This is a genomic window from Pseudomonas sp. MWU16-30322 (genome assembly GCF_020515535.1).
GTDB lineage: Bacteria > Pseudomonadota > Gammaproteobacteria > Pseudomonadales > Pseudomonadaceae > Aquipseudomonas > Aquipseudomonas fluorescens_H.
The window spans coordinates 79,456-103,499 of sequence record NZ_JAIWYL010000004.1 but is presented as its reverse complement, the minus strand read 5'-3'; the positions used below and the strand labels follow the sequence as shown (position 1 = coordinate 103,499).

General features: G+C 57.6%; 22 protein-coding genes. 10 read left to right on the top strand and 12 right to left on the bottom strand.

Going from position 1 to position 24,044, the window contains the following annotated elements:
- The first annotated feature begins 109 nt into the window (after positions 1–109).
- Both LCH64_RS09010 and LCH64_RS09005 read left to right on the top strand, forming a co-directional pair.
- On the top strand, positions 110–580 hold the full coding sequence (locus tag LCH64_RS09010) for a hypothetical protein (protein ID WP_226500024.1): 471 nt from the start codon (positions 110–112) through the stop codon (positions 578–580).
- A gap of 76 nt (positions 581–656) precedes the next feature.
- Entirely contained in the window at positions 657–1,442 is a 786-nt protein-coding gene (locus tag LCH64_RS09005; protein WP_226500023.1) for a transporter substrate-binding domain-containing protein, read from the top strand.
- A 132-nt stretch (positions 1,443–1,574) separates the two neighbouring features.
- Here LCH64_RS09005 and LCH64_RS09000 read toward each other — a convergent pair whose 3' ends face one another.
- Complete coding sequence (locus LCH64_RS09000; protein ID WP_226500022.1) at positions 1,575–1,790, bottom strand: hypothetical protein; 216 nt, start codon at positions 1,788–1,790, stop codon at positions 1,575–1,577.
- A 180-nt stretch (positions 1,791–1,970) separates the two neighbouring features.
- Entirely contained in the window at positions 1,971–2,471 is a 501-nt protein-coding gene (locus LCH64_RS08995; protein WP_103484277.1) for an Lrp/AsnC family transcriptional regulator, read from the bottom strand.
- Positions 2,472–2,590: 119 nt separating this feature from the next.
- Between LCH64_RS08995 and LCH64_RS08990 the strand changes: the two genes are divergently transcribed.
- The 3 genes from LCH64_RS08990 (at position 2,591) to LCH64_RS08980 (ending at position 6,288) form a co-directional block, all read left to right on the top strand.
- A complete protein-coding gene (locus LCH64_RS08990) occupies positions 2,591–3,625 on the top strand; it encodes a histone deacetylase family protein (RefSeq protein ID WP_003226492.1) in 1,035 nt (344 codons plus the stop codon).
- 49 nt (positions 3,626–3,674) lie between these two features.
- Positions 3,675–4,727, top strand: coding sequence for an ornithine cyclodeaminase (locus tag LCH64_RS08985; protein WP_226500021.1), 1,053 nt, complete (start codon positions 3,675–3,677; stop codon positions 4,725–4,727).
- 145 nt (positions 4,728–4,872) lie between these two features.
- Positions 4,873–6,288 (top strand): amino acid permease, encoded by a 1,416-nt coding sequence (locus LCH64_RS08980; RefSeq protein WP_226500020.1) that lies wholly within the window; start codon positions 4,873–4,875, stop codon positions 6,286–6,288.
- Positions 6,289–6,347: 59 nt separating this feature from the next.
- On the opposite strand, the gene LCH64_RS08975 is transcribed toward LCH64_RS08980, so the two are convergent.
- The 5 genes from LCH64_RS08975 to LCH64_RS08955 all read right to left on the bottom strand — a co-directional run bounded on the left by LCH64_RS08975 (position 6,348) and on the right by LCH64_RS08955 (position 12,035).
- A complete protein-coding gene (locus LCH64_RS08975; RefSeq protein WP_226500019.1) occupies positions 6,348–7,055 on the bottom strand; it encodes an EAL domain-containing protein in 708 nt (235 codons plus the stop codon).
- Between the two features lie 206 nt (positions 7,056–7,261).
- Complete coding sequence (locus LCH64_RS08970; RefSeq protein WP_226500018.1) at positions 7,262–9,196, bottom strand: methyl-accepting chemotaxis protein; 1,935 nt, start codon at positions 9,194–9,196, stop codon at positions 7,262–7,264.
- Positions 9,197–9,644: 448 nt separating this feature from the next.
- Complete coding sequence (locus LCH64_RS08965) at positions 9,645–10,007, bottom strand: DUF6124 family protein (RefSeq protein WP_226500017.1); 363 nt, start codon at positions 10,005–10,007, stop codon at positions 9,645–9,647.
- Between the two features lie 501 nt (positions 10,008–10,508).
- Entirely contained in the window at positions 10,509–10,910 is a 402-nt protein-coding gene (locus LCH64_RS08960) for a hypothetical protein (RefSeq protein ID WP_226500016.1), read from the bottom strand.
- Between the two features lie 747 nt (positions 10,911–11,657).
- Complete coding sequence (locus LCH64_RS08955; protein ID WP_103484270.1) at positions 11,658–12,035, bottom strand: DUF6232 family protein; 378 nt, start codon at positions 12,033–12,035, stop codon at positions 11,658–11,660.
- Positions 12,036–12,235: 200 nt separating this feature from the next.
- On the opposite strand from LCH64_RS08955, the gene dusA reads away from it, so the two are divergent.
- On the top strand, positions 12,236–13,231 hold the full coding sequence (dusA, locus tag LCH64_RS08950) for a tRNA dihydrouridine(20/20a) synthase DusA (RefSeq protein WP_003226510.1): 996 nt from the start codon (positions 12,236–12,238) through the stop codon (positions 13,229–13,231).
- Positions 13,232–13,258: 27 nt separating this feature from the next.
- A complete protein-coding gene (locus LCH64_RS08945; RefSeq protein ID WP_226500015.1) occupies positions 13,259–13,681 on the top strand; it encodes a DUF2388 domain-containing protein in 423 nt (140 codons plus the stop codon).
- Here LCH64_RS08945 and LCH64_RS08940 read toward each other — a convergent pair whose 3' ends face one another.
- Complete coding sequence (locus LCH64_RS08940) at positions 13,682–14,512, bottom strand: undecaprenyl-diphosphate phosphatase (protein ID WP_103520638.1); 831 nt, start codon at positions 14,510–14,512, stop codon at positions 13,682–13,684. It lies immediately after the preceding gene.
- A 507-nt stretch (positions 14,513–15,019) separates the two neighbouring features.
- On the opposite strand from LCH64_RS08940, the gene LCH64_RS08935 reads away from it, so the two are divergent.
- From LCH64_RS08935 to LCH64_RS08925, 3 genes are all read left to right on the top strand, one after another.
- Positions 15,020–15,763, top strand: a complete 744-nt coding sequence (locus LCH64_RS08935) for a winged helix-turn-helix domain-containing protein (protein WP_226500014.1) — start codon at positions 15,020–15,022, stop codon at positions 15,761–15,763.
- Between the two features lie 279 nt (positions 15,764–16,042).
- A complete protein-coding gene (locus LCH64_RS08930) occupies positions 16,043–16,702 on the top strand; it encodes a helix-turn-helix domain-containing protein (RefSeq protein ID WP_103520637.1) in 660 nt (219 codons plus the stop codon).
- 389 nt (positions 16,703–17,091) lie between these two features.
- Entirely contained in the window at positions 17,092–18,486 is a 1,395-nt protein-coding gene (locus LCH64_RS08925) for an undecaprenyl-phosphate glucose phosphotransferase (protein WP_103484266.1), read from the top strand.
- A gap of 966 nt (positions 18,487–19,452) precedes the next feature.
- On the opposite strand, the gene LCH64_RS08920 is transcribed toward LCH64_RS08925, so the two are convergent.
- Genes LCH64_RS08920 through LCH64_RS08905 form a run of 4 tightly spaced genes read right to left on the bottom strand, consistent with a single transcriptional unit; the run spans position 19,453 to position 24,021 of the window.
- Complete coding sequence (locus LCH64_RS08920) at positions 19,453–21,531, bottom strand: YjbH domain-containing protein (protein WP_226500013.1); 2,079 nt, start codon at positions 21,529–21,531, stop codon at positions 19,453–19,455.
- Positions 21,528–22,289: a capsule biosynthesis GfcC family protein gene (locus LCH64_RS08915; protein ID WP_226500012.1), complete on the bottom strand. Its 762-nt coding sequence runs from the start codon at positions 22,287–22,289 to the stop codon at positions 21,528–21,530. Before LCH64_RS08915 ends, LCH64_RS08920 begins: the two co-directional genes overlap by 4 nt.
- On the bottom strand, positions 22,286–22,951 hold the full coding sequence (locus tag LCH64_RS08910; RefSeq protein WP_103484263.1) for a YjbF family lipoprotein: 666 nt from the start codon (positions 22,949–22,951) through the stop codon (positions 22,286–22,288). The genes LCH64_RS08915 and LCH64_RS08910 overlap by 4 nt, the downstream gene beginning before the upstream one ends.
- An 8-nt stretch (positions 22,952–22,959) precedes the next feature.
- On the bottom strand, positions 22,960–24,021 hold the full coding sequence (locus LCH64_RS08905; protein WP_003226526.1) for a polysaccharide biosynthesis/export family protein: 1,062 nt from the start codon (positions 24,019–24,021) through the stop codon (positions 22,960–22,962).
- Positions 24,022–24,044 lie beyond the last annotated feature (23 nt).

Genomic DNA, 24,044 nt, shown 5'->3' with positions numbered 1-24,044 from the left:
CAGCGCTGATTTCGACATGCTTGTGTTGCAAGCGCATGACGCAAGGCAACGCCGTACGCCGTTGAAAGGTCTACGATTAACAGGCAGACATCAAACCAAGGGATCCGAAATGAGTAAAGCAGACGAACTCGCCGCCAAACTCAAGCAAACACGGCACACCCATGCGGATGCCGCGCTGGAGATCGATTGCTGGCCGGCGCAGGTCTACGATCTGTACCACCGCATCGAGGGCTGGCTGCAGCCAGTCACCGAAGTCGGCCTGAAAATCCGCCGCAATCCGACCCACGTTTGCGAAAGCTCACCCGACGGCGAGAGCCACGATTACGCGATCGACCAACTGGTGATCGAAGCCAATCAACAAACTCTGACATTTGATCCCATCGCCCGGTTTACCAAGGACGGCGCCGGCCGCGTGCAGATCACCCTGCCCGAGCGCAACACCTATCTGCTGCGCACCGTCGATGAACATCACGAAAGCCATTGGTGGTTGCAAACGGTGGAAACCGGTCAGGAGCTGGATGCGATTGCCCTGACGGAGAACAATCTGTTGCAGGTGGTGCAGGAAGGTCTCGGCCTCTGACCGCGAGCTACCCATAGGGATCAGCGCCGAGAACGTGGTTAACTTCTCGCTCCGATCCCTTTGAAGCCCGACAGACATGCCCATCAATAAAAAACTGCTCTTGCTCGGTTCATTGCTCGCGCTGAATTTAAGCGCTCAGGCCGCCGAGCAACCGTCGCACCTCGACACCATCCAACAACAAGGCCAACTGCGCGTCTGCACCACTGGCGACTACAAGCCCTACACCTTCAAACGCAGCGACGGCGACTTCGAGGGTATCGACATCGCCATGGCGCGCTCGCTGGCCGACAGCCTCGGGGTGAAAGTCGAGTGGGTGCAAACCACCTGGAAAACCCTGATGCCGGACATGCAGGCCGGCAAGTGCGACATCGGCATGGGTGGCATTTCGGTGACGCTGGAGCGGCAGAAGAAAGCCTACTTCAGCAACACCCTCGACAGCGACGGCAAGATCCCGCTGGTGCGTTGTGCCGATCAGTCCAAGTACCAGACCGTCGAGCAGATCAACCAGCCCAACGTACGCCTGGTCGAACCGGCAGGCGGCACCAACGAAGCCTTCGTCCACGCCTTCCTGCCCAAGGCGCAACTGGCCCTGCACGACAACGTGACGATCTTCGAGCAACTACTCGACAACAAGGCTGACGTGATGATCACCGACGCCTCGGAAGCGCTGTATCAGCAGAAACTCAAACCGGGTTTGTGCGCGGTGAATCCGCACCAGTACATGCAGTACGGCGAAAAAGCGTACCTGCTGCCGCGCGATGACATCAGTTGGAAACTGTACGTGGACCAGTGGCTGCACCTGAGCAAAGTCACTGGCAGTTATCAGAAGGTCATTGGTGAGTGGCTGGCGCTGCCGCAGTAATCTTCCAGGCACAAACATTTGTGGCGAGGGAGCTTGCTCCCGCTGGGCTGCGCAGCAGACCTTCTTTTTGGGGGGCGCTGCGCGCCCCAGCGGGAGCAAGCTCCCTCGCCACAGGTTCAACCTCGATTTTGATCAATCGTCGTGCAACATCCCGGAGCTGTACTGGTTCAAGCTGCTACCAATACTGTTACCGCCGAATTTGAGGGTCGTTGCATTTGTGCGACCCTCCGGCGATTGGCAATCCGAGGAGAAACAACTGGTGGTGGTCAGCCCACCGGAGCCCGAACAGGCACTCAATACCGAGACAGCTGCAGCGATCAACAGCACTTTGACGACATTGGTGCACATGGTACGGCTCCCCTTGGGATGATCTTGTGCAAGCATCCTAGGCCTAAGTCGCGCCCGGCAAGATGAAATTTTGCTGATCGACAGCGCGGGTTCAGAATCCAGGGCTGCGGCAATCGGCTGGTCTGCCGACAACGCCGCAAAAGACTCTGTCACCCCATTGGAAAAACGCCCCCGGCCCGCTCATTCCCTTCCCGGTCTGGGTATCGCAATACGGCTACTGGTCTTGACCTCACGCAACGCCAGGCTGGACTGGATGGACGCAATCCCGACTTGGCGCCTGAGCACCTGCTCGATGAAATCGCTGTAGCTATCCAGATCCTCGGCCAGCACCTGCAACACATAATCGGCATCGCCGGTGATCTTGTGACAGGACAGCACCTGGGGCAGTTGCGCAATCACCGACTCGAAGGCGTCCGGCGCGTGATCGGCGTGGGTGGAAAAACGGATGTGCACGAACGCCATGATGTCCAGCCCGAGCATTCGCCGATCAAGGTTGGCCTGATAGCCCTTGATCACCCCGGCCTCCTCCATTCTTTTGCGCCGCCGCCAGCAAGGCGTAAGGCTCAACGACAGCCGCTCACTGAGTTCAGCGTTGGAAATACTGGCGTCTTCCTGCAACAACTCAAGAATCGCCAGGTCGGTCTCGTCGAGACTGATGCGTTTGGATGATTTTTTCTGCATGACGCCAATCCTGAGTAAGAACGCCCGATTAATCTACTGAATCAAGAAAACAAAGCAAAGAAAGCGCAGGTCAGCCGGAACAGAATATTTGCACTGGCTCACATTAACGGATGCGCAGAATGTTTACAGTTTTCAGTGATTCCCACCGTTTGCACCATGGCACCGAATTGAAGGACGGCGTGCTCAAGCCGTCATTCGAACAACCGAGTCGGGCCGATACGGTGCACAACCGCGTCAAACAGGTCGGGCTGGGGCAAATCGTCGAACCGCGTGCGTTTGACCGCTCGTGCTACGTCAACGCGCACAGTGAGCGCTACGTCAGTTTTCTGGAAAGTGCCTGGACCGAATGGTGCGCAACCGGACGCACGCACGATGCCTTGCCCCTGATCTGGCCGGTACGCGATCTGGCCAACGAGCAAGTGCCGACGTTCATCGACGGCAAGCTCGGCTTCTATGCCATGGATGCCGGTTCGCCCATCACCGCCACGACCTGGCAAGCGGTGAAAACCAGCGCGGATATCGCCCTCACCGGACTCGCACTGATTGATGAAGGCCACGACAGCGCCTTTGCCCTGTGCCGCCCGCCCGGCCATCACGCCGCGCGCGAATACATGGGCGGTTATTGCTACCTCAATAACGCCGCGATTGCCGCGCAACAGGCCATCACCCAAGGCGCCAAACGTGTCGCGGTTCTCGACGTCGACTTCCACCACGGCAACGGCACGCAGAACATTTTCTACCAGCGCAGCGACGTCATGTTCGTCTCGCTGCACGGTGAACCTGCGGTGTCCTACCCGTACTTTTCAGGTTACAGCCACGAAGTCGGCGCGGGTGTCGGCGAGGGTTACAACCTCAACTACCCGCTGCCGAAAAACACCACGTGGGAGAGCTACCGCAACGCCCTGCTCCACGCCTGCAAAAAACTCCAGCAGTTCGCACCTGAAGTGCTGGTGATATCCCTCGGTGTCGACACGTTCAAGGACGATCCCATCAGCCACTTCCTGCTGGAAAGCGAGGACTTCATCGGCATCGGAACGCTGATCGCCAGTGTCGGCTGCCCCACCCTGTTCGTGATGGAGGGCGGCTACATGGTCGATGAAATCGGCATCAATGCGGTGAACGTGCTGCATGGTTTCGAAAGCAAACGCAGCTGAACCATCCCCGCTCTGCGGCCTTTGAATGACTGAATCGGAGAACAACAACATGACGCTTTTTATTGATGTCGATGATGCTGCACGCCTGTTCACCCAGGTCGGCATCCGCCGGGCCATCCGCGACATGGCGGGCTACATCGAAGCGGACTACGCACGCTGGGCGCAATTTGATAAATCGCCGCGCACGGCCAACCACTCGGCAGACGGCGTGATCGAGCTGATGCCCACCGACGATGGCCAGCAGTACTCGTTCAAATACGTCAACGGCCATCCGGACAATGGTCAGCGCAACTTGCTGACCGTCATGGCTTTCGGGCTGCTGGCCGATGTGCAGAGTGGCTATCCGACCCTGCTCAGCGAACTGACCCTGACCACCGCTGTGCGCACGGCTGCCACCTCAGCACTGGTTGCGCAGTCGCTGGCTCGCCCGGGTGCGACCTCGATGGCGATCATCGGCAACGGTGCGCAGAGTGAGTTTCAGGCGCTCGCCTTTCATGAAATGTTGGGCATCAGCGAAATCCGCATCTTCGATATTGATCGCGACGCTTCGCTCAAGTTGAAGCACAACCTGGCGGCGTTTCCGCAGATCGAAGTGATTCTGGCCGACTCGGTAAAGGACGCGGTCAAGGGTGCGCATATCGTCACCACGGTCACCGCCGACAAAGCCTACGCAACGATTCTCACGCCCGAAATGATCGAACCCGGCATGCACATCAATGCGGTCGGCGGCGACTGCCCGGGTAAAACCGAACTGCACGCCGACATCCTGCGCAACGCCCGGGTCATCGTCGAATTCGAGCCGCAAACACGCATTGAAGGCGACATTCAGCAATTGGCAGCCGACTCTCCAGTGGTCGAGTTTTTCCGGATTGTGCAGGGCGAAGTTCGCGGCCGCGAGAGCGATACGCAGGTGACGGTCTTTGATTCGGTGGGCTTTGCTCTGGAAGATTTTTCGTCACTGCGCTACCTCAACGACCTGGCTCAGCAACAGCAAATCGGCCAGCGCATCCACCTGGTACCGACGCCGGCCAACATCAAAAACCTCTTCCAGTTGCTGGAGCCGCAACCGGCAACAGCCTCACGTCTGCGCACTGTCAGTTAAGCAGTAAGGGCCGCCCCCAAGCGATTTTGCGAGGGGGCCATTCACTCTCCAGGCATCGCTGTGATTAGCCGCTGCCTCTCTAACAAGAACGCTCGACACCTACTTTCTGCCAAAACTCAAAAACATAAAATCAAGAGGTTTTGCAATGAAATCGAATCCTTCCGGGCTGCTTGAACAGCCCGCGCTGCAGCGCACGCTCAGCAATCGTCACATCCAGTTAATGGCCATGGGCGGTGCCATCGGTACGGGCCTGTTCATGGGCTCCGGGAAGATCATCGCCCTCTCCGGGACGTCGATCATCCTCATCTACATGATCATCGGTCTGTTCGTTTTTTTCGTCATGCGCGCCATGGGCGAAATGCTCCTGTCCAACCTGAACTTCAAAACCTTTGCCGACTTTGCCGGCGCCTACCTCGGCCCGCGCGCGGCATTTTTTCTCGGCTGGTCGTATTGGTTGAGCTGGAGCGTGGCGGTGATCGGCGATGCCGTCGTGGTCGGTGGATTCTTCCAGTACTGGTTCCCCGAGGTACCGGCGTGGATACCCGCCGTCGGCATGCTGGCGACGTTGTTTGCGCTGAATGTGCTGACGGTCAGGCTGTTCGGTGAGGTGGAGTTCTGGTTCGCGATCATCAAAATCATTGCCGTCGTGACCTTGATCGGCGTCAGCATCGTGCTGATTGCCACGTCCTTCGTGTCCCCGAGTGGCGTCACCGCATCCCTGAGTCACCTGGTGGATAAACAGGCGGCCTTCCCTAACGGCTTGTTCGGCTTCTTCGCCGGATTTCAGATGGCAATTTTCTCCTTCGCCGGCACCGAGTTGATCGGCACCGCCGCCGCTGAAACCCGATCTCCAGAGAGGACTTTACCCAAGGCCATCAACTCGATTCCGCTGCGGATCATCCTGTTCTACGTGCTGGCACTGACCTGCATTATTGCCGTGACCTCGTGGCAGCAGGTGTCTCCGGTCAAGAGCCCCTTCGTCGAACTGTTTCTCGTGGCAGGGTTTCCCGCGGCCGCCGGTATCGTCAACTTCGTGGTCCTGACATCGGCGGCATCATCGGCCAACAGTGGCGTGTTTTCATCGAGCCGCATGCTGTTCGGCCTGGCCAACCAGCAAAACGCTCCGGGCATCTTCCGGCGACTGTCAGGAAACAGCGTGCCGCTGCTGAGTCTGGCGTTCACCACACTCTTGATGCTGATTGGGGTGCTGGTGCTGTTCATCGTTCCGGAAGTGATGACCGCCTTCACCATCGTCTCCACCGTGTCGGCGATTCTGGTGATTTTCACCTGGTCGACCATCCTCGCGTCGTACATCGCCTATCGCAAAAAACGCCCGGACCTGCATGCGAAGTCGGCTTATAAGATGCCCGGCGGCGTACCGATGGCCTGGTTTTCCCTGGCATTTCTAGGCTTTGTGCTGTGTCTGCTGGCATTGCGACCTGACACGCGGATCGCCTTGATGGTCATGCCGGGTTGGTTCGTATGGTTGGCGATTGCTTACCAGTTGACCCGCTCAAGGCAGACGAAATCGGCAGTTGAGTCGGCGAGCCAGTTTGGCTGAATCTGCACGCCTGAGCCGTCACCTCAACGTGATGGCTCAGGCTCAAAGACCAGCCGCCGTCAAATCGGCTGCCACGCCTCCACCGGAATCTGCGCCATCGCCTCAAACGCCGGTCTGGCGAACCAGAAACCCTGCATCAGATAAATCCCGCAATCGGCGAGAAAATCCCGCTCCTCGGGGTGCTCGATGCCCTCGGCAATCACCTCGACGCCCAACTCGGCACACATGCCCACCACGCCACGCACAATCGCCTGGCGTACGCGGTCGCGATGGATATCGCGAATCAGCGCCATGTCCAGTTTGATCAGATCCGGCTGAAAGTCCGCCAGCAGGTTCAGCCCGGAATACCCCGCACCGAAGTCATCAATGGCGGTCTTGAAGCCGAACTCGCGGTATTCGCGCAAGATGTTCATCAAGTGTTTGTTGCTTTCGACGTGCTCGCCTTCGACCGCTTCGAAGATCAGCCGATCGAGCGGGAACGCATGTGCGCGGGCCGCCTCCAGCGTGCTGCGAATGCACATGTCCGGGCGATACACCGCGTTGGGCAGGAAATTGATCGAGAGAAACCCGGTGAGCCCCAACTGCGCAGCCGTGGAGATCGCACGCACGCGGCACAGTTGATCGAAGCGATAGCGGTTCTGGTCATCGACCTGCTCCAGCACCGACAGCGCACCCTCGCCCTGCACGCCCCGGACCAGCGCCTCATGGGCGAAGGTCGATTGATCACGCACATCCACAATCGGCTGGAAAGCAAAGGAGAACGCCATATCGGCCTCGCCTTTTTGCCGGCATCCTTGGCACCCCCCGCTGGGCTGGGGGAAAACGGGAATATTGGTCATGACGCCCCCTGAGAGCGGGTTGTAACCTTCCATGGCCCAGAAAATAACAGCACGGACCGGATGGCCGCCGCTCGGCGGCCCCCACTTATACACGCTGACCGGTCAGGCCAGCCCAAGTTCATCTCAAAACGCCATCAGATTCGAAAATGCGATGTCATGCGCTGCAGGTCCTGCCCCAGCGACGCCAGTTCAATGGTCGCGGCAGCACTTTCTTCGCTGGCGACGGCCGACTGATCGGCCACATCGCGCACACTGACGATGCTGCGATTGATCTCATCGGCCACCGCACTTTGCTGCTCGGCGGCGGCGGAAATCTGCAGGCTCATTTGCTGGATCGTGCCGATCGAATGGTTGATCTCGGTAATCGCCTGCTCGGCCTTCTGCGCCAGCACCACGGTGTCCAGGGTGCGCTCGCGGCTGGATGTCATCAGTGTAGATGCCGCTTGCGTGCCCTGTTGCAGGGTGACAATCAGCGCTTCGATTTCCTTGGTCGAATCCTGCGTGCGCTGCGCCAGCGACCGCACTTCATCGGCAACCACCGCAAAACCACGGCCCTGCTCTCCCGCCCGCGCCGCTTCAATCGCCGCATTCAGCGCCAGCAAGTTGGTCTGCTCGGCGACGGCCTTGATCACATCGATGACCTTGCCGATCTGCTCACTGTCCTGGGACAGTACGTTCATCGCTCCGCCCAACTCTTCGATCGCCACCGACAATTCGCTGATCTGCACGGTCGCCTGCTTGACCACTGCACTGCCGTGACGCGCCTGCTGATCGGCGAGGGTCGCAGCGGCGGATGCGTCCGTGGTGTTGCGCGCCACCTCCTGCACCGTCGAGGCCATTTCGTGCATCGCCGTGGCGACCTGATCCACCTCGACTTTCTGCTGGCGCACACCGGCGCTGGTCTGCTCGCTCATCGCCGATAGCTTCTCCGCCGACGTCGAAATATGCGTCACGCCGTTACCGATCCCCTGCACCAGCGTGTTCAGGCTTTGCGCCATGTCCTGCATCGCATTTTGCAGATCGCCCAACTCATCCTTGCGGCTGGATTTGGCTTGCACCGTCAGATCGCCCTTGGCAATCCGTCGCGCCAGCTCCACCGTCAGCGCCAGCGGCCCGGTGATCTGCCGCGAGATCAGCACCGAAGCAAACAGACCGACCACCAGCGCCAGCACCGTCAGCACTGCAATCTGGATAAACGCACGCTGTTGATCGTCCCGCGCCAGACGCTGCTGGGTGTCCATCAGGCCGGTCATGATGCTGTCCATCGCCTGGCTCTGCTGATCCACCTGCTGACGCAGGCTCTGCTTCTGCTCGAACAGCGCGGCGACCTCCACCAGCACCTCACGATAACGGCGCATGCCGGCCTGCGCCTCTTCAAGCTGACTCGACAGGGCCGCCGGCAAACCGCTGCGCGCCTTGCTCATGTCGGCCAGAAACGCATCAGTGGTGTCCAGCAGCACCTTCTTGTTGGCCTCGCTCGGCACCGCGATATAACGCCGCAACATCAGACGAAACATCGTCATGCCATTGCGCAGATCCGCCACCGTGCGCAAGTCCGCCACCCGCGCGCTATCAGCAGACGCCAGCGCACTGGCCGTGGTGCTCTCGAACATCCTGTTGAAGGTCTCGGCGTACTTGTCCGACATCGCCCCCAACGGTTTCAACGCATCGCTGGTCGCCTTGTCCGCCTCGATCAAGCGCTTGACCCGCTGATCGTAGCCCAGCGTGGTGTCCTGCAACTGCTTCAAGGCCTGCTGGTTTTCCGCCCGCGTCAGGGTCTGCAGCGCCTTGGCGATCAGCCCCTGCAACACCGTCAGCTGCGACTGATAAGACTCGGCAAACGCCGCATCCGCCGCCGCTTCGTACTGCTTCTCTGAAAGACGCATGTCCTGCGACGCATCGTTGAGCGTGCCGATCAGGCGCGTGGTGTCCAGGCGATCCACCAGCACATTACTGCTGCTATAGCCAATGAAGGCCACCGCCCCCACCGCCAGCAAAAGAACGCCAAACCCGGCCCCCAACTTTCGGGAAACCTTGATGTTGCCCAGGAAATTCGATGCTTCTGCCATGTTCAGCCTCTAACGCCCTGACGCGATTCAGCGTCAGGCACAAAAAAAGTAGATCTCTGATAACCGGAGTTACCACTCATATTCGGGGTCGTCGTCCTGGGCGAAATACGGGCAGCTTCCACTGACCCGGCTGCAAATAACCGCTGCGAAAACCGTTTTGACGGCCCACGCACCGGCGGACAAATCCAGGACTCAAGCTGGATTTATCGTTTCAGCAAAGGTGTTGGGAACGGATGCTATAAACTTTGGGAAAAGTTGTACAACTTTATATTTTTGTACAAGCAGTGAACTTTTTCGTGCGCATGATGACGCATTGCCATCATTTTTCGTGGCACATCGCTATTGCAGCGGAAACAAGCTGAAAACCGCCATTTTGAGCGGTAGTTTGCGTATCGACAGAACGCCCTCCACGACCACGACCTCGCCGCTCGCCACGGAGGGCAGCGCTCTACGCCTTGAGCTCGACGTTATCCAACGCCTGATTCACCGCCAACTCCCCCAACATCACCACCTGTGCAATGCCCAACAGCGTCTTACGGCGCGAGACATCCAGCAACGCGGCGAAATCGTTGAGCATGGTCGTGGCGGAACCCAGGGATTCACTGGCGTTGGCGAGCAGGGATTCGGTGTCGTAGGCCGGGTTGGCAAAGAACATTGGTTTGGATTGATCACCGCTGGCCATGATCTGGCTGGCCGGGGTTAGGTAGTGATCGAGGGCGCGCTCGGCGGCTTCGTGGAGTTTGCGGGAATCGAGGGATTCGTAGGGGGATGCGGGGTTGGATTCTGGGGGATTCGGTGTTGGTTTGAACATGGTGTAACTCCTGACGGATAAACGAAAAGGAGCCATCACTCTCGCTACCAAACGAAGGGTGGAGGCCATACGCAGGTTGGTAGACCGGTCGTCAGGAACCCCGGCGCATCCGAAGACGCCCCGCGCATGACCACCATAAAACGAAGACGAGAAACGCCCTCGCAAGACAGTAGTCTTGTGCTTCTGACGGAGGCGGGCTACCAAACCCGATCACTGGTTTTCAGTGACGTAGGGACGATAGAACCCGCGAGCTAGACGCACAAGCCGGCGGATTCTGTCTTAGGTGTAGGGGGAGGCGCAAGGTGGTGTAGGAGCGGGACTGCAACAATAGGCTTCATTTAAACAGACGCGATTTTTCTGTTCGCAGAGGTTCTAAGAGCACGCTAATAAGATACGGTCACCAGTACAAAGAGCAATTCGGCCCTTTTTCAAGCGCTGTAAGTCGCTCCAGTGAGAGGACGGCAAAGCGTGCTATCAATCGTGAGTGATCAAAACTCCAATCTAAAAGAACTCCGGCAAATTAGCTTTCAAAATAGCGAGCGACATCGCCTCCGGTGCACGAAACCATATGTTGTAAGCCATCAGTAGGCCCGTTATTTCCTTGTCTTGGACCTTCCAATAAAGATGCTCAAAGCCTTGGACCTTAACGAAAAAACTCAGCATCTCATTGCTGAAGGCATAAAACTCGTCGTGATCTAGGCTGAAAGCTTCCGCTGACTCAAGCAGTTTTAGGTAGTAAAAAGCGACCTCATCTTGATCGTCACCACCTTGTGCCCCTATTGGCAAACTGAAATCAGGTCGCCCATTGAATCCCTCATGTGCGATCTTGTGACATTGATAGCAAAGCGTGATCCCATTGCCGGTTTCGTATCTAGCATGTGGAAGCAAGGTTCTTCTGAACACATGATGCGCCTGAATCCGATCGTCAGAGCTGCAGACTACACATTGCTGGCCGTCTCTAGCCCTAATAAATCGACTCCAAAGCGACAAACACCACCTGTCAGATCGCTTGTTTACGATCGCTCTAAGCAATTTTTCCCTGAGCCTCCTCAACTGCTCCTGATCAATTACAGGTCCTCCAGAACAACTCATCATTCACTCCTTGGTCATCAAACGCGCGTTACGCCGACCACCTTTACGAAATGACTCCCCAACCAAAAAATATTTCCGATTGAAACAACTATCAAAGGTAATAAGTATGGCAAGTAGCCGCAAATCAAAGCCATCTAATGAGAGGAAAAATTTTGGAAAGTCAAAAAGCCCCATTTTCTACTTTTGAGTAGAAAAAGAAAAAACGAAATCCTCCATGGACACGGGACGAGTTAATTCTTGCTCTTGATCTCTATTTCCGCCATCGACTGTCATCGCCCCCACGATCCTCACCAAGACCTCGCTGTACTCTCCGCTTTCCTAGGCCGAATGGGGAAATTACTCGGCATCGCTAGTCAGGAGATGTTTCGAAATGAGAATGGCGTGACCATGAAAATGAGTAACTTCAGTCGACTTGATCCTGGGTACACCGCTGACGGTAAAGTTGGCCTGCAAAGAGGGAATCAGGACGAGCAAGTGGTATGAACAAATGGGACGGATTTATTTGCCGCCGGCTTTTTTACCGTCGAGCACCTAGCATTAAATAAATCCGTCGCTTTTTCATCCACGATGAATGATTGAGTCATTTATCGCGCCAACGACTCTGGAAATCCAAGAAAGATCCGCATCTTGCAGAGCTTGCTGCTCCCCAGAAGACGTAGTAAGTACAATTGTATATATCGTCTTCTGCATAAGGAACCAAGCAAGACCTGCAAAAAACAAGACGACGGAAGCGGTATTTATACCTTTGTTATATCCGATAATCGCCCCGACAATCATCAGCAGTATGGGCCAAGTACGGTTAGGATTTATTTGAGAGGTTTTCACTGCCGTGACTCCGCTCATCGCGAACGTCTTTTGCCCCGGAAGGATGAATCGGCTGTTGGTAACCTTTACTTCACGTTCGTCAAAAAAGACTTTTTCTTGCTGAGCGTCCATTGCTTCTCCCTGCACAGGCTTGGTTTTGTTGGTTTAGAAAATAGGGATTTAGCCATCAAATAGCCACCCTATGCTAGTCAGATGATTGAAAAAAGCACTCACAAATGTCGCAATCATCGCGGGAGAGCATCTGCAAGCCCGCCACTCTCAATCCTGATAAACTCCCCCACCTCCCAGCCCCACCCAATCCAGAACCGCCAATGTCCCCTATCACCGCCACACCCGCCCCACTCTCCCGCCGCTTCTCCGTCGCCCCGATGATGGATTGGACTGACCGCCACTGCCGTTTCTTCCTACGCCTCCTGTCGAAGAATGCCCTGCTCTACACCGAAATGGTCACCACCGGCGCGCTGCTCAACGGCGATCACGAACGCTTCCTCCGTCACAACGAAGCCGAGCACCCGCTGGCGCTGCAGCTCGGCGGGAGTGTTCCGCTGGATCTGGCCGCTTGCGCGCGCATGGCGCAGGAGCATGGTTACGACGAGGTGAATCTGAATGTTGGCTGCCCGAGTGATCGGGTGCAGAACAATATGATCGGTGCGTGCCTGATGGGGCATCCGCAGTTGGTGGCGGATTGTGTGAAGGCGATGCGCGATGCGGTGTCGATTCCGGTGACGGTGAAGCATCGGATCGGGATCAATGGTCGCGACAGTTACGCCGAGTTGTGTGATTTCGTCGGCACGGTGCGGGATGCCGGGTGTACCAGTTTTACCGTGCATGCGCGGATTGCGATTCTGGAGGGGTTGTCGCCGAAGGAGAATCGCGACATTCCGCCGTTGCGGTATGACGTGGCGGCGCAGTTGAAGGCGGATTTTCCGGAGCTGGAGATTGTGCTGAACGGCGGGATCAAGACGATGGAGGCCTGCCATGAGCATTTGCAGACCTTTGACGGTGTGATGCTCGGGCGTGAGGCTTATCACAATCCGTATTTGCTGGCGGAGGTCGATCAGCAATTGTTCGGCAGCAGCGCGCCGGTGATCAGCCGTGCTGAGGCGCTGGCGCAGTTGCGGCCGTATATTGCCGAGCATTTGCAGGCGGGCGGCGCGATGCATCACATCACCCGGCATGTGCTGGGGTTGGGCACCGGGTTCCCGGGTGCGCGTAAATTCCGCCAGTTGTTGTCGGTGGATATTCACAAGGCCAAGGATCCGCTGGCCTTACTGGATCAGGCTGGCGAGTTGCTGCAAGGCCGTTGATAGATGGTTTGAATGTGCGGGCAACGAATGAGCGTTGCCCGGAGTTTTGATGTGCTGACAGGATGTCTTTTGTTTATGCCCGCGTTTCGCTGTGTTTCGTTCAAGCGCTTTATCCCCCTCGCTCTACTCGCCACCGCCTCTGCCAGTACTCACGCCCACTGCGATTTCATTTGTGGCGCGGGTGAGGAAAGCCCTTTGCAGATCACGCAGTTCACCGGTTTGATGGTGGCGACGACGGTGTTGTCGCCGTTCTACGCAACCTCCAAAGTTTCCGGTCTCAATAAACGTGTTTACTCGCCAGAGGAAATCGAAGCGGCGCGCTATTACCTCGCCAGCGACGGCATGCTGCAAGCCGCGTATTTCACATCAGCCTTGCAGCGCTACCGCCAAGAGTCGCCCAACTCGGAGTTGAACGACCTCGCGGTTGCTACATTGATCAGCAGTCAGTGATCACGCCGCCGCTTCCGTCCAGTTCACCCAGCCAAACACCCACGTCGCCAGAATCAACAAGCCAAACGCGATCCGATACCAGGCGAACGCGGCGTAGCTGTGGTTGGCGATGAATTTGAGCAGGCCGCGCACGGCGATCATGGCAAAGATGAAGGCGATGACGAAACCGAGGGCGAACACTGGCAGGTCGCTGGCCTGGAACAGGTCGCGGTATTTGTAGCCGGAGTACACCGCGGCGCCGACCATGGTCGGCATGGCGAGGAAGAACGAGAACTCTGTGGCGGCTTTCCGGGACAAGCCGAACAATAAACCGCCGATGATGGTCGAGCCCGAGCGCGACGTGCCGGGAATCATCGCCAGGCATTGCACGAAACCGATCTTCAACGCGTCTGACCAGCGCATGTCGTCGACGTGATCGACGCTCACCACATGGTTGCGCTGTTCGGCCCACAACATGACGACGCCGCCCACTACCAAGGCCATGGCCACGGTGATCGGGTTAAACAGGTATTGATGGATTTTGTCAGCGAACAGCACGCCGAGGACCACCGCCGGCAGGAAGGCGATCAGCAGGTTGAGGGTGAAACGTTGCGCATTGCGTTGGGTGGGCAGGCCTTTGACGATGTCGAAGATCTTCGGGCGGAACTCCCAGACTACGGCCAGGATTGCCCCCAGTTGAATAATGATGTTGAACGCCATCGCGCGTTCGCCGCCGAAGTCCAGCAAGTCGGCGACGATGATCTGGTGGCCGGTACTGGAGATCGGCAAGAACTCGGTCAGGCCTTCCACTGCGCCTAAAATCAACACCTGGATAAAGGTCCAGAAATCCATTAATCCTCCGTCAGAGCGCTCTTGATGAGCGACCGGTCAACTGTATTCAGGAATTGAGTATCTGAAGTTAAACAATCGGTATAACGCGACACCCATTGCCTGATCAGGCGACGGAGAATATGTCTTATCAAAAGACACACTCAAGCCATGTTAATAATCGTCCGCCTACGAACCGCTCGAAAAATATTTAGGCATTTAGTAGAAAAAAGTAGGATCAGCCAATAAAGTGTGATCAAGCTCACACTATCTCACGATCACGGACAGTGGCAATTGGACATGAATAAAGCCGTGGCCATAGACTCAAAATAGTGGCACAATTCCACATTGCCACCATGTAACGACTAGTTCACAGTCCCGAGAAAATCAACTAAAAGCTTGAAATACTTAATTATTGTTAGAAAACTCGGGAGCCACGTCTAAAAATCGCGTGAATGTTACCAATTGTCAGTCACAGATGAGAACCGGTGCTTTAACATCCCGATGTCAGCACCTAATTCGAGTCAATGCATGATGCTCTCAGGGAACTTGGCGACTAGAAGTCCGCGCCCGACAAACGACGTACCCGGTGTTCTCACTCTGGGCCGAACCTGTGGCGTGGCCGAACATTTTAGAGCGCTGGTCGCAAAGCACGTACGCACTGATATGGCACTTGAGGCCAGTTCGTACACTAGTTCATTTAAGCACAATGAACTTTCTGGTTCGTATCGAGCCATCTTCATCGTTATCGACACTCCGCAAGCGCTGGAAGACAATCTTGCGCTGATCGAGAACCTGCGCACCAATAACTTGAAGCCGATCATTTGCGCGGTCATTACCGGTCGCGGCGCGTTCAACAAGATCAAGTATTTCCTGGCCGGGGCCGACTTCTGTATCAAGCTCAATACCCTTTCCGACGAGGGCGACGAGTTGCTCGGTGAGTTCTTCACCAGTGAAGAATGGCAGCGGGATATCAACCTCACACTCGACCCTACGCGCATCTGCCTGCTGGGCGGCGCCCGCCAGAAACTCGACATCTCGTTTGCCGAGATGAAGATCCTGGAAGCCTTTGCGCAGACCAGCAATCACATTCTCAGCCATGATGAAATCGCCAGCATCATGGGGCTCAATACCAATTTCTACGACCCGAGGGCGCTGGAAAAATCCATCAGCCGCTTGCGTGGAAAAATCAAGGACATGTATGGTACGAACGCGATTCAGAGCATCCGCGGCTACGGCTATCGCCTGATGCGGGGTCTGATATCGACTGCCTGACTCTCGGGCAGCCATCCTCTTTGCATACTTACGAAGGATCGTCATATGCAACCATACCGCTCTAGTTGTACTTCATACCTAATTATAATCAAGCAATTGAATGAGCACGGCTACACCGAACCATAACAATAAACTTAACAACATAGCAGCAGAACGAGTGGAACTTATCGAGGGCCATTTTGGGCCCAGACCCTGCCTGTCGATTACTTCCAAGGAAGTTATTGCTCGCCTGCCGATTTATCTTTTCGCCCATTTTGGTGCACATTTTAGGAGAGAGACATGGAAACTAGTACAACCCTCCCAAGAAAATATTTTGTCGTCGTGACCAACAGTACAACGTCGCAGCGTGAACTTGAGAGCATTCTGTCCAGCGAGCGCTTCAATTCGTTTGGCACGTCTCAGGCACAAATGTTTATTGAAGGTGCTACTTCGCCCTCTTCCGCCCCGATGCTGATGGAGTTTTCTTACCCAAGCGGCACTCGGAAAAACGTCGCCCGCACGATTGAACACGATACCCAGCGCATACTGGCCACCCTCGAATCGGAATGGCTCGCCGCACAATCGGCAAACCCGTTTCACCAATCCCCGACAATGAACGCGGACACCAGCCACCAGACTTCAGCCAATGAAGACGGCACTCCGTGCAGCGAAACCTGGCACCTGGACAACGATCAAGGCGCTCTGGTCAAGGAAGGCGTCGAGATCAGCCTTACCGGCCTGGAAACCGCACTGGTGCGCAAAATGCTCCATCACGAGGAACGCGTAGTCAGTCGTGATGACCTGATCCTCAGCATCGGCCGCGAGCCGGAGCAATATCGTGGCCTGGAGATGTGCCTGAGTCGCCTGCAGGACAAGTTCAAAAGCGCGAGTAATGGTGAGCGTCTGTTTCGTGCCGTAAGAAACCGCGGTTATTGCCTCATCCAGGAAATCGTTGCGTAAACACGTACGATATCCACGAACAAAACAAACAGAAAACAGTGCGATTACAAAAACAACAAGAGCACTCTGTTTGACTTCACCTCCCTGGTAATAATAGTTCCCTGCCTCCACCCCTCCTACAGTAACAAACACAACATAATTTATTCACCCCCTGCTCTGCGACCTTTTCTAACAACCTTGTATTTGATTATTAAAAAGTTGGCACTGTGCCATCTTGTTAGAACTCGTCAGACACCCTCTCCGGCAATAACTTAGTCTATTGATTGACGACAGTTCGGCCTATCGACGTTGTTACCTCAGGACACTCGTCCAATAACAACAACAAGCCTATCTAGCAACTCGGACTTCAACTGTCGAAACCTGAATGGACGTATTTCTGGGGATATCTCATGGAACTTTCTCTACGGATCAATCGAAATAACGGCCTCAAGGGACTTACCTTCTGGGGCCAATGGGCATTGGCGCAGGCTTTCATTGTTGCGTTGTTATTCATACTGGCTGAACGGCACACAGGCACCGTCGAGTTCTATTACCGCATGTGCGCGACACTGGCGGTACTGGCCTCGGTACCGGCGTATACGTTCAGCGGCGTGTATCGCAAGCAGGACAATTACCTGACCGGGCTCGGACGTTTGTTCATGGGCTGGTCGATGACCATGGTCGCGCTGGCTTGCATCGCGTTCGTGTGCAAGGCCGACGAGGTGTTCTCCCGCGAGGTGACGCTGAGTTGGGCGGTGTACGGTTTCCTCGGTCAGGCGTTGCTGTACGCACCGTTGCACGCCTTTTCCAAGTACTACCAGCGCTCCCGCACCAGCGCGCAGAAGACCCTGATCGTTGGTACCGGCGAGCTGGCACTGGGTCTGGCGAAGAAGATCAGTCAGGTGGAAAACCTGCCGTTGGTAGGCTTGGTGAGCAATGGCCCGACGTCGAATCTGGATGCGGATGCGCCGCGTGTGGTCGGCGATCAGGAAGATTTGCTCGAGCTGATCAAAGACCATGACATCCGTCGTCTGTACATCACCCTGCCGCTGGCGGAGGCGGCGAAAATCGAAGCGATGTACGTCGATTTGCTCGGCGCCAACGTCGATGTGGTCTGGGTGCCGGACTTGAACAGTCTGACCCTGCTCAATCACTCGGTGAAGGTCGTGGACGGTCTGCCGGCGATCTGCCTTAACGAAAGCCCGCTGACCAGCCGCCCTACTGCTGCGCTGAGCAAGAGCCTGTTGGAAAAAGGCGTGGCGTTGCTGGCGATCATCCTGTTGAGTCCGGTGCTGCTGTTCATTGCGTTGGCAGTGAAGATCAACTCGCCGGGGCCGGTGTTCTTCAAGCAGGATCGCCACGGCTGGAACGGCAAGGTGATTCAGGTGTGGAAATTCCGCTCGATGCGCGTGCACGATGACCGCGAAGTGGTTCAGGCCAGCCGCAACGACTCGCGTATTACTGCGGTCGGGCGCTTCATCCGCCGCACTTCGCTGGACGAGCTGCCGCAGTTGTTCAACGTGCTGCAGGGGCAAATGGCGTTGGTCGGTCCACGTCCGCACGCGGTGGCGCACAACAACTACTACTCGGGGAAAATCCTCGCGTACATGGCTCGTCATCGAATCAAACCGGGTATTACCGGGCTGGCACAGATCAGCGGCTGCCGTGGCGAGACCGACACCATCGACAAAATGCAGCGGCGGGTGGAGATGGATCTGCATTACATCAACAACTGGTCGTTGTGGCTGGATCTGAAGATCCTGGTGAAGACGCCGTTTACGTTGTTGTCGAAAGACATTTATTGATGGGCGAGTGGTAGATCAGGCAATACCGCAAGGGGACGAAAGTCCCCTTTTTTGTGGGCGGGATTTGGGTGGTGGAGTCAGGTAGTTGCGATGGCGGCAGTGATGGCGACTTCGCGAGCAAGCCCGCTCCCACAGGGTCCGGCGGCGTTCACTCAAATCGGGCGCACCACAAAATCACTGTGGGAGCTTGCCTGCAAGCGATAGCGGTGGATCAGGCAACATGGATTTTGAATGGACTGGCGCCTTCGCGAGCAGGCTCGCTCCCACAAGGGATCTCGGTGTGGATCGAGATATTGACTTCACCCCGTTCCCCTGTGGGAGCGTGGCTTGCCCGCGAAAGCGGTGGGTCAGGCAGCACAGATGTTGAATGTGCCGATGCCTTCGCGAGCAAGCCCGCTCCCACAGGGATTGTGGGATCGCGTCGGGATGTATGGCCTCACCGCAGCCCCATTGTAGGAGTGAGCCTGCTCGCGATGGCGGTGTTTCAGGCAACAGGGATGTCGACTGGGCTGACGCCATCGCGAGCAGGCTCACTCCCACAGGGATCGGGGGGGATCAGGATATCCAGTTCATCCAGTTCCACTGTGGGAGCGTGGCTTGCCCGCGAAAGCGGTGGATCAGGCAGCACAGATGTTGTATGTGCCGACGCCTTCGCGAGCAAGCTCGCTCCCACAGGGATTGGGGTGTGGATCAAGATATTTGCTTCACCCTCGAACCACTGTGGGAGCGTGGCTTGCCCGCGAAAGCGGTGGGTCTGGTAGCACATATGCTGAATGTGCCGACGCCTTCGCGAGCAAGCCCGCTCCTACAGGGATCGGGGGTATGGATCGGATATTCGCTTCCCCCCGGGCCACTGTGGGAGCGTGGCTTGCCCGCGAAAGCGGTGTGTCTGGTAGCACATATGCTGAATGTGCCGACGCCTTCGCGAGCAAGCCCGCTCCCACAGGTCTCAAGGGGTTTTCGGGACTACTCGGCAATCTTCGAGAAGTTGCGGTAGAACATGTCGCCCTCGCGGCTATCGGTCATCGAGTGCAGCTGGAAGCTGCGATTGAGCCTGGCGCCGCCGTCACGGGTCAAGGGGGCCCAGACCAGGTTGGCGCGGCGCATGGTCGACATGCTCATCATTTCGTCGAACGGGATCGACAGGTAGAGGCCCTTGTCGAAACTACCCTCCCCGTACTCGGCACTGCCCGCCGTGGTGATCGTCGCCCAGGCGCCGAAGCGCACGCCGTTGAAGAACTCGCGAGAGATGTCGAGCGTGCCGCCCCAGTCGCCGGCCAGGTAGCGACCGACGCTGACCGCCGCCAGCGTGTCGTACGGCAAGTCGGTGTAGCCGGTGATGTGCCCGGTCCAGACCGAATAGTCGCGCAGGCCAAAACCCTGGTCGAACTCGCGCTGACGCACATAGTTCAGATCCGCCCCCACCGACCAGCGCTCGCCGGTCGGACGGAACAACACCTCACCGCCGACGCCGGCAAACATCGACTCCAGATAACCACCGTAGACCATGCCATACAGGTCTTTGTCCAACTGCTCGGAATGGCTGACCTGGAACAACGGCATGGTCACTTCCGAGGTGGTCAGGTACTGACGCAAATCGGTACGCACCCGCGGCAGGCCGCTCGGCGCATCGTAGGTGAACTTGTCGAAGTTGTTCACCAGGTTGGCACTGACCAGCCCGCTCCACCAGGTGTTGCGGTTGAAGCGGTACTCGGCGTCCGCATCGGCACTCAATTGATAGAGCAAACCATCCGGGCCGCCGACGTTTTGCTTGAAGCCCAGACCGACGCCATGGCTGAAATGCTGCGGCGCTTCGCTGTAGAGGGTTTTCTCGTTGTGCGGCATCGCCGGGTTGATCTCGGTGGTGCGGTGCAACGACTCCAGCGGCTCCTCGTTGTTGATCACTTCGCGGAAGGTCTGGCGCGGCACGCTGGTCTCTTCCAGCGGCAGGTCGTAACGCTTGTTGACCACGGTGAACCAATTGATGTCGTCATTCACACTGTTGTCGAGAATCCGGCTTGCGCGGCCAACGGCCTTGGACGAATGGAAGTAACGCTGCTGCTCGCCGTAGACGATCAGCTCGGAATCACGCTGGCTGATGCGCTCGACCTTGTACCCGGCGTTTTGCTGCAAGCGTTGCGACACGTCGGCCCAGTTGACCTGTTCCATCGGCGTGGTCGGCATCTTCGCCGGCAGCGGTTCAGGCGTCGGATCGTAGGTCTTGGCCGGCGCCTTGCGGCTGACGAAATTGGTGTGAAAGGTCACGCCGAACATCGCCGTGTTGCCCCGCTCCCACGCCGCGCTGACGTCCACCGAATCCGCCACCTTGAACACCGCGCCGAAGTTGATCGGCGAGTCTTGCTTGATCACGTTGTCCTTGGGCTCGTGCTTGTAGTCGTTGCCTTCGTATTCGAGTTTCAGGCTGAGTCGATCCCACGGTGTCTGATAGCTCACGCCACCGAAGAACGACGGCTTGCCGCGAAAGTACGAACCCGCGTTGACGTCGCCGGTGCCTTCCAGGGCCGGACGGGTCTTGAAGCGATCGTCGAGGTAGCCCAGCGGGTTATCGAGATCGCCACGATTACCGAGATAACCCCAGGCAATGCCGGCGCTGAAATCGAAATTATCAAAGCGCTTGTTGGCGACGAAATATTCGCTGGCGAACAAGCCGGTACCGCCAATGTCTCGGAAGCCCAAAGCGACATCGGGGGCCCAGTGGGTTTCCTGCCACAGCCGGACTTTGGCATCGACCGCCTTGTCCTTATAGCTCTGGCTGCCGCTCATCGACTCCGGCCCGTACGGGCGGTTGGTGATGGCGGTGTAGCGGAACGAGCCTTCGAGCCAGTCCAGCGGCTGCAGCGACACGCTGTAGCGGCTGTAAGGCTCGGTGCGGTTGGCGTTGACGCTCAGCTCGCCGGCCGGGGCCATGCGTGCGGTCGGGGTCTGCAACAGACCGGTGCCACCGAAATCATTCTGGGTAATACGCGGTTCGGCATGCACCAGACCGCACGGCAATAACAACACAGCTGCAACACGTAACTTCAACGAACCACCTCAGCCAGCTGCGTGGCAATCAATTCGGCCAACTGCTGATTCAGTTCAGGAACAGGCGGATCCAGATCATCGTTTTTCACCGGCACCAGAATCTTGCTGCCGGCCACGGGAAACTGCCCGCTCTCGCGATTCCAATGCGCGATACCCACGCGCCGAACCGCACCATTGGGCTGGATCAGCCACAGGTAATCGGCCTCGGCATCGTCCAGCGGCGTGCAGCTTTCCAGGTACTCGCGCGCCTCCAGCAGAGGCTGATAAGGCAGGTGGCAGGTTTCGGCGACGGCGCCCAATACCTGCACCTCGTCGACCCGTTTCGGGTAAATCAGGCGATCGCCATCGTCGAGACGAATGTTGCGCGCAAAACCGACTTCCACCGCGACCGGATCGAGATCCGCGACCTGGCGCCCGGTGACCGGCATCTGCCGCACCTGCTCGGCCAGACGCAGCGCCAGCGCCGCGCGACTGGGTCGGTCAAACAACGAAGCCATGCGTTGCAACACATCAAGATCGAACAGCACCCCGGCCTTGAGCCGGGCCTGCTGTTCCAGCAACGACTGGCGCAGCAACTCACCGGCCAGCCAGTAACCTTCGGCATTCGGTACGGCCACGCTGATCACGTCGACCAAGCGCCCGCCCGGCGGCAATTCCACCGGCCCCGGATTGGCCACATCGCCACTGACCGTGACCGCTGCCTGACTGACGCCGCTGAGCAACAGCAAAACCGCCGATAACATCCGTAAGCGCTTCATGGCAGGTGCCTGCGATCGGGGGTCAATTGCACGATGCGCACGCGCATTTGCGCGGTCAGTTGCTGCTCGCTCTGCAGGATGAAACCGTCCACCGGATCGACCCAGTAATGGTTGGTCGCGCGCAGGCCGATGGCCGGAACGTCAATGCGCTCGTCGACACGCAGCACGGTGTATTGCTTGTCGAGAATGTCCAGGGTTTGCGTGGATCGACGGGAGAACCGGCTGTTGACGATCAAACCGACTTCCTGGCCCTTGTACAGGTCGATCCAGCGCTGACTGGTGAAGCCATCGGCAACTTGATGCAGGCCGCGTTTGAACGGCGCGTTGTCGGCCAGCCGCGTGCCGTCCAGATCGCCTTCCACACCGAGGCCGATGGTGCGCACGGCGAGGCCGTCACGCAGGAGCAACACCTGTTTGCCGGAAGCGACCCAGAACTGCAGATCATCACGCTCACGCACCAGCGCCAGCACTCCGGAGCCGGAGGGCGTGGTCAGTTTGACTTGCGGATACTTGACCTCGGCCACCTGGGCCGCGCTCACGTCCAGCTCATCCGGGCCGATCACCGCCGACTTGAGGTTGCGCACCGAAGCAGTCATCAGCGGGTTACAGCCACACAACATCAAGGCCGCCATCAGGCAGACGCCAACTTTCAAGGTTTTCACGGTCGGCCTTATTTGCTGTTGTTACTGAATTCGCTCCAGTTCTTCGCAGCGGAAGCCCCGGTCCCGACAATCGATGCCGACGGCACCAGTTGGCTGATGAAGCGGTTCCAGCGCGTGACGTTGGCCGGGCCGACGTACACCACATCCTGGGGACGCACTTCAAAGTGCGAAGCGAGTGCCATGGCGGTCGGCGACTGGGCTTCCAGTTGATAGATCTTCGCCGGCTCGACATCGAGGTTTTCCACCCCGCGAATCACGTACACCGCGTTACCGTTGGAAGTGGTCTGGCTCAAGCCGCCGACCGAACCGAGTACGTCGGAGAGGTTCATCGTCGCGGTCTTGAAGCTCAGCGCACGGGGCTGATTGACTTCGCCCATGACGTAAATGCGCTTGTTGTCGTTGTACGGCAGATAGAGCTGGTCGCCGCCCTTGAGAAAGACGTGCTGCAACTCGGAATCCTGATGGTTCAGCGAGTCGAGATTGAGCGGATACACCCGGCCATTGCGGGTCAGCAACAGGCCCGACAGATCGGCGTTGTTGGTGTCGATACCGGCAGTACCGAGGGCTTCGACCACGCTCAACGGGTTGGTGGAAATCGGCTGCGGGCCGGCCTTGGCCACGGCGCCCGAGACCACCACTTTCTGACTGGCGAAACGCAGCACCGCGACATCCACTTGCGGCTCGGCGATGAACGCCGACAGGCGGGATTCGATGTCCGCACGCAACTGTTGAATAGTCTTGCCGGCCGCCTGCACTTCCTTGATGAACGGGTAGTACAGCGTGCCATCGGAGCGCACCAGTCGACCGTTGGCGTCGATCTGCTGTTGTGCCCCGGATGGCGCGGTCAGCTCCGGGTGATCCCAGACCGTGATGTACAGCACATCGTTGCTGCCGATGCGGTATTCCGCCGGCGTCGCCAACAATTCCGCCGGCACCGTCTCACGCTTTTGCGTGGCGCGGGTCATCGAGATCAGCTTGGGCGTGATCGGAATCAGCTCGACCCGACTGCTTTCGCTGGCGCCCTGGCGCGTGATGTCGCCGGTGCTCAGGTATTGGCCGGGGGAAAACATGCAACCTTGCAAAGCGATACTTG